General features: G+C 42.0%; 6 protein-coding genes and 1 pseudogene. 6 read left to right on the plus strand and 1 reads right to left on the minus strand.

Annotated elements, in window-relative coordinates; genetic code table 11:
• The first annotated feature begins 504 nt into the window (after positions 1 to 504).
• Positions 505 to 723, plus strand: coding sequence for a hypothetical protein (locus V7K67_RS29380; RefSeq protein WP_292845647.1), 219 nt, complete (start codon positions 505 to 507; stop codon positions 721 to 723).
• A 311-nt stretch (positions 724 to 1,034) separates the two neighbouring features.
• Complete coding sequence (locus V7K67_RS29385) at positions 1,035 to 1,214, plus strand: hypothetical protein (protein WP_334732448.1); 180 nt, start codon at positions 1,035 to 1,037, stop codon at positions 1,212 to 1,214.
• Positions 1,215 to 1,259: 45 nt separating this feature from the next.
• On the opposite strand, the gene V7K67_RS29390 is transcribed toward V7K67_RS29385, so the two are convergent.
• Positions 1,260 to 2,921 carry a DUF3352 domain-containing protein gene (locus V7K67_RS29390; protein WP_335169537.1) on the minus strand — a complete coding sequence of 554 codons (1,662 nt, stop codon included), beginning with the start codon at positions 2,919 to 2,921 and terminating at the stop codon, positions 1,260 to 1,262.
• A 158-nt stretch (positions 2,922 to 3,079) separates the two neighbouring features.
• On the opposite strand from V7K67_RS29390, the gene V7K67_RS29395 reads away from it, so the two are divergent.
• The 4 genes and pseudogenes from V7K67_RS29395 to V7K67_RS29410 form a co-directional block, all read left to right on the plus strand.
• Complete coding sequence (locus V7K67_RS29395) at positions 3,080 to 3,412, plus strand: rhodanese-like domain-containing protein (RefSeq protein ID WP_334696673.1); 333 nt, start codon at positions 3,080 to 3,082, stop codon at positions 3,410 to 3,412.
• 453 nt (positions 3,413 to 3,865) lie between these two features.
• A complete protein-coding gene (gene hrcA / locus V7K67_RS29400) occupies positions 3,866 to 5,008 on the plus strand; it encodes a heat-inducible transcriptional repressor HrcA (RefSeq protein WP_334732452.1) in 1,143 nt (380 codons plus the stop codon).
• Positions 5,009 to 5,115: 107 nt separating this feature from the next.
• Positions 5,116 to 5,790: a DUF2834 domain-containing protein gene (locus tag V7K67_RS29405; protein ID WP_334711665.1), complete on the plus strand. Its 675-nt coding sequence runs from the start codon at positions 5,116 to 5,118 to the stop codon at positions 5,788 to 5,790.
• A gap of 332 nt (positions 5,791 to 6,122) precedes the next feature.
• Positions 6,123 to 6,295, plus strand: a pseudogene (locus V7K67_RS29410) (photosystem II q(b) protein); the annotation flags it as partial.

The following is a 6,295-nucleotide window of genomic DNA, read 5'->3' on the forward strand; positions in this document are numbered from 1 at the left end:
CTTTTTTTCTGCTGATAACTATAAACAAAATTAATTATTCGTTTGTTCGCGTAAGATAAACGCGAACAATTTATTTTTGTCCAAAGTCCAAAAAAGTACTGGGTAAGTAAGTCGGTGCTAATATTTACAGCTATGTTAAGGAATTTTAATGTCGGGTGTGTTGTCGCCAAGCGCCGCACCGTCAACAATCTCAGGTGCGTTGCTATAAGGCATAACACACCCGACAGCTAATTTATATTTCTTCATATACATTGAATTTTTCTCACCGACTTACTTAATTCTTAATTTACTCAGCACTACAAGCCGAGGCACTCAGTACTAAGTAGGTAAAAGAGGAATGTCAGGATTAGGAGATGTACCTTCAGGGATTTAAGTCAAGTAGCTGAAATATTTATTAATATTATGAATAGGAAGGGTAAATTCAGTGGCAAGAGTCTGAAAAAATTCCTAATGGCAGGTATTTCGCATCAATCACCAGATTCTTCACTAACGGAGCAGAAGATTATGAACGATCAGCAACCATCAGACTCTAAGAAATTCGTCGGAAATCTCAAGAATGGGATTTGGCTGTTTGGCCTGTCATCCTGGGTATTTGGCATTACCGATCGCAGTATTGCTTCATTTGCAGATGGCTATCTATCTGCTTTGGATTTGACGCAACTATTCACAGCAGCTACGTTTTTTGTGGCATGGCTGTTTTTGAAACCGACATCCAGAGTTTAAGTTAAGCAACTGATTGAGTATTCAGTCACTCTTGACGCTAGTCTTATCAAGATTTAGAAAGTTATCTATAGATTACAAATAGCAAATGCTACAGAAAATCTACGTAAATATCAGGTTAAAAGAAAATGCAAAAGGCAAAATATTATCGAACAGAATTCAGTAGTCAGGAGTCAGAATGGGCTAAACGCCCCGCTATCCATGTACAGAATGAATTTTGACCGAAAAGGCGGATAGCGTAGCTAAGCCGAGTCTTCGATAGCGCAGCGGTAGCGAGTATTTTCGAGTCGCGTCTCCCTTTGGGAGACGCAATCATGCGAACAATCAGTCGCGGGTTTGAATCCCCGATTGATAGCGCAGCTAAGCCTTTGTCTTCTCCCTTGGCGTTAGCCTCTCCCAATGTGATTCGGGGAGACGCTAAGAGCGAACGAGCGTCAAGATTGCTGACCGGAGCCGGAGCGTCTCCGGCTCCGCTCCTGAATTCTGACTTCTGAATTCTTCTTCAACTTACCTTCTGCATTTTAAACTTCGTGAAAATCTCACGAATTATTTAGTTGGAAGAAAACGCCACCTTTGAGCGATCGCGTGTCAGTTCCATAACTACTGACTGTGAGCGATCGCAGATTATTAAAAAATGGTTTACCTAAGACTTCCGCTAGTTTGAGAATCGGTACTTGACGCTCTAACAAATTTTGGCTCTTTGTCCAGTCAAGATATATATAGCCTTGGTTTGGTAGGGGAATCGCAGCAATACTATCTTTGAAGTTGGGATTGTCAATTATGGAATTATTCTTGATTGTGAGAATTTTATCCATCGTCTCTAAGTCAGAGGTGAAAATTTCGTAATTTCCTAAACTTGTATGCAGTCCCCGCACTTTTGTTTCAATGCTAAAAGATTCTCCTTCTTTAACATCACTTTTTTTGGTAGCCGTAGTTAACTCTGTCCAAGCAGAGATTTTTTGTTGATCTATAGTTAACGGACTGATACTGAGTCCGTTGGATGAGGCGATCGCATCTAAATGAGTAACGCCTTTTTCCACACTCTCAGATTTTTCCACCACAAAAATCCAATGTGGGGTTGTTTGCTGTTTCTCAGGTAACAATGCTATGGCATATTCTCCTTGTACCCAACTGAAAATATTCTCTGGTAAGTTTATACTCCAGCGTTTTTGAACATCCGCCAAAGGTTTTGCTAACCGAGAAACGACATCTTCCCCAGAACCATATATAGTTGCTGTTGCTTGTCTCCAGAGTTTAGTTAAATCACTGTCACCCAAATTACTCAAATTTGAGCCGGAAATTGCCAAACCTGCGGACGCTGGAATATATTGCAATGCTCCCACAGGTTTAGATAGCGGTGCAGATGGTGGGACAATTTCTGATGAAGTCAAAAAGGTGGTTTCCGCCAGCAACCCTTTGGGATTCAACGCCAAGGATATGATTTGGCTATTATAAAGTTGTTCTGGTAACTCTAACCCTTGCCATTTTGCGACGATAGGAAGATTTAAGAAAGCTACAGCCAAACCCCCTTTGGGCAGTTCTTTGGTAGCTTTTTGGTATTCGGGGGAGCTAGTCAAATTCAGATCGGGCGCTTGGACGTTATTGATCGCATCTCGTAACACTTTCGGATCGTTGGCAAATAACACAAAGCCTTCGCCAACAACAGCACCAGCAAGGGAGTCTTGTTCTGGTTGAGAATTGTCAGAAATCAGTTTTACACCTTTGTATTGTTCAACAGCTAGGTTTGCACCAGCTAACGCCCGTTTGGAAAAAAACAACTCGACAAACTCACGGCTTTTCTCCGGTTGCTTAGTTGCTAGTGCCAATAGATACCCTGGCTGCTGTCCGTTTTCTAAGTCCCGATCAATATCTAAGGTGGCGATCGCTAATGTAATTTCGTTCCCTAACCAGGGTTGAATGTCTTGCTTGTAATCTATGCCACTCTTAGCGAATAAGCTGGTTTTGAGTTTAGATAGTTCCTCTTCACGATCCAACGCCTGCAAACGATCGGGATTTGCCAGTAATGAAACCATTGCAGGGGAAAGTTTCGACACGAATATGGCTGCACCAGGCTGTCCGGTAGAAGCAATGAGGTTAGCCGGACTTTTGGCGAAAAACCAGTAAAAGCTGGCGATCGCAATTACTAGCAGTGCGATCGCCCCAACGACGATAAAACCAATAAATGAACGTTGCCTATTCACATTCAACCTATTAAAAAAGACGATTTACAGCCATTTAAGCAGAAAGCCTAGCAGAATTAATCAACCCCCTTGGGAATGGATACTCATGCAAAGGCAAAGATTTTCTGTCACCATAAATAGGATTAGGACTGTTTATAGGGAATTCTTTTAGTCAACCCATGAACCAAATTAGTGTAGAAGAACTGGCACAACGTCTTTCTTCTAATGATACAAGTATTCAGCTAGTAGATGTGCGTGAACCGCAAGAATTGGCGATCGCTAGCATTGAGGGCTTTGTCAACCTACCTTTAAGTCAATTTGCCGAATGGGGAGATCAAGTACCTACCCTCTTCAATCCCCAAGCTGAAACCCTTGTGCTATGCCACCACGGCATCCGCTCTGCCCAGATGTGCCAGTGGTTAATTGCTCAAGGTTTTACAAATGTGCAAAATATTTCGGGTGGTATTGATGCCTATTCCCTATTAGTAGATCCTTCAATTCCCCAATATTAGCTTTTGCTCAGGTGGAACTCACTCTTCCATCTGGCTTTTGCTATCCTGAAAACAGCACTACATTACTTTAGATGCCTGCCGCAAAACTTGGAATTTGGACATCAAGCACATCTGCACAAAAATTTTCTGGGTCAAATCACAGTTGAGTATTAGACTCTGCCAAAAAATACGTATCTAATAATACTTTTACAATTGAAAGTTTGTGCAAAAATACGGTTATAAAAGAGCATGATGAGGGTACATTATAACTAGCAGATTTTACTAAAAAAATAAGCTACTATTTTAACCCTACTCTTAGAAAATGCCGTATCTGTATGAACCTTAAAAATACTTATCATAATATAGTTGTATAATCTAATATCTTAATCAATTATTAATATTCTCTGTTTTCGATTAAATCCACAAATCTGTTCAAAGTTTGATTAAAATTTGCCTTCAGCAAAACATACCACAATGGAAGTCCAGTTAACAAATCGACAACAGCATATACTTTGGGCAACGGTACGTCACTACATTGCTACGGCAGAGCCAGTTGGTTCAAAGGCTTTGGTCGAGGAGTACGACCTGGGTGTAAGCTCGGCGACAATTCGCAATGTGATGGGCGTTTTAGAAAAGTCTGGATTACTCTATCAACCACACGCTTCTGCTGGACGTGTACCTTCAGATTCAGGCTATCGCATTTATGTTGACCAGCTAATTACACCTTCTCTGCGTTCGCGCAGCATGTCGCAGACAGATGCTACGCGGACAGAAACCTTAGGGCGAGAAGTAGAGGTGGCACTGCAAAAACAGCTACAATGGCAAGATCGGAGTTTAGAAACCCTACTGCAAGGAGCCGCGCAAATTTTAGCAACCTTGAGTGGTTGCATTAGCTTGATCACTATGCCACAAACGACTACAGCCCTATTGCGACATCTGCAATTAGTGCAAATTGAAGCCGGGCAAATCATGCTAATTGTGGTGACAGATGGTTACGAGACACATTCCAAATTGATGGATTTGTCGCCAACACCAGAAGAGACACAACGGGATTCAGAGGTAATCGATCGCGAATTGCAGATTGTTTCTAACTTTTTGAATAGTCACTTGCGGGGGCGAAGTCTGTTGGAATTAGCCTACCTCAATTGGAGCGAACTAGATCAAGAGTTCCAACGCTACGGGGAATTCTTGAAAAATTCAGTTGCCGAATTGACTCGTCGGACTCTTGCACCCACTGCAACCCAAATTATGGTTAGGGGTGTGTCAGAAGTTTTGCGCCAGCCAGAATTTGCCCAGTTACAGCAGGTACAAACGATTATCCATCTGTTGGAAGAAGAACAAGACCAACTGTGGCGATTAATATTTGAGGAACCAGAACCGGAGGAAGGTGGTAAACCAAAGGTAACAGTTCGTATTGGCGCAGAAAATCCCTTAGAACCGATACGCACCTGCACCTTAATTTCTTCCAACTATCGCCGGGGTTCTATACCCGTAGGAAGTGTGGGAGTTTTGGGGCCAACGCGCCTAGATTATGAAAGTGCGATCGCAGTAGTAGCATCTGCTGCTGATTACCTCTCAGAAGCTTTCAGTTTTCAATCCTTGAATGATATCAGGTGATATTTTGGAACAAACTGCTAAAGGTCTAGGCAATCATCAATATAATAGCAATCAGATAGCCTAATTTTTAATAGCAAAATCAATAATTAACACTAACTAAATCTTTCATGGTGAGAAAAATTGCCTTTGGCTTGCTGTGGCTGGGATTCATCGTCTATGCTTTTTTCCTCGCACCTCCCGATCAACCGGGTACATTTGAGTTAATTAAAAACCTTTCTCTTGGCCAGTGGCAAGGCGTTAACCCATTAGTCATAGCACTATTCAACCTTATGGGCATCTGGCCTCTTATTTACAGTGCAGTAGTCTTTATTGATGGTAGAGGACAAAAAATACCTGGTTGGCTGTTTGCTACTGCTTCTTTTGCAGTTGGTGCTTTTGCCTTGTTGCCGTACTTAGCCCTACGAGAACCAAATAATCAGTTTCTAGGTAAAAAGAATACCTTAATTAAGGTGCTAGATTCTCGTGTGACTGGGGTTGTTTTGATAGTAGCCACGTTTATTCTAGTTGCCTACGGTTTAAGAGGAGGAGATTGGGGCAGTTTTGTGCAAGAGTGGCAAACTAACCGCTTTATCCATGTGATGAGCATAGACTTCTGTCTACTTTCTCTATTATTTCCTGTCTTACTAGGGGATGATATGGCGCGTCGCGGTTGGAAAAATCCGCAGTTTTTCTGGTTAATAACCTTGATACCGCTATTCGGCCCATTGATTTATTTATCTGTGCGTCCACCTTTGCCAGAAGTGGGTATAGAGTCCATATCCAAGCAGCCAGCAACGAATTGAACTAGGGATTGGGGATTGGGGATTAGGGACTGGGGATTAGGGAGATTTAGATGGAGATTCAGACCCCCAACTAAATTTTACTCATAAATTTTAATTATACTTTTCTTGCCTAGTACCCAGTCCCCAATCCCCAGTACCCAGTACCCATTTTTCACAATCCAAAATCTAAAGTCCCCCCTTTTTCAAAGGTTTGGGGATTGTCTGTGAGTGCGTAAATCCCAAGAGAAAGTTTTTTCTGAAAGTACTTTACAAAACGCAATAAATTCTTTAAGATGTGTAACAGGTAGCCAAAACTACTTAATTCATCTGCAAATAATCGCATTTATAAAACAATGACAACAACCTTACAACGTCGCGAAAGCGCCAACGTATGGGATCGATTCTGCGAATGGATCACCAGCACCAACAACCGGATTTACATCGGTTGGTTCGGCGTAGTCATGATCCCCACCCTACTAGCAGCTACCGCTTGCTTCATCATCGCTTTCATCGCAGCTCCTCCAGT

Source organism: Nostoc sp. (genome assembly GCF_036917155.1).
Classification (GTDB): domain Bacteria; phylum Cyanobacteriota; class Cyanobacteriia; order Cyanobacteriales; family Nostocaceae; genus Nostoc.

What these genes read in the sequence shown, in the direction of transcription:
- V7K67_RS29380 (WP_292845647.1), top strand. Translation starts at nt 505, where the DNA reads ATGAACGATCAGCAACCATCAGACTCTAAGAAATTCGTCGGAAATCTC.
- V7K67_RS29385 (WP_334732448.1), top strand. Translation starts at nt 1,035, where the DNA reads ATGCGAACAATCAGTCGCGGGTTTGAATCCCCGATTGATAGCGCAGCT.
- V7K67_RS29395 (WP_334696673.1), top strand. Translation starts at nt 3,080, where the DNA reads ATGAACCAAATTAGTGTAGAAGAACTGGCACAACGTCTTTCTTCTAAT.
- hrcA (WP_334732452.1), top strand. Translation starts at nt 3,866, where the DNA reads ATGGAAGTCCAGTTAACAAATCGACAACAGCATATACTTTGGGCAACG.
- V7K67_RS29405 (WP_334711665.1), top strand. Translation starts at nt 5,116, where the DNA reads ATGGTGAGAAAAATTGCCTTTGGCTTGCTGTGGCTGGGATTCATCGTC.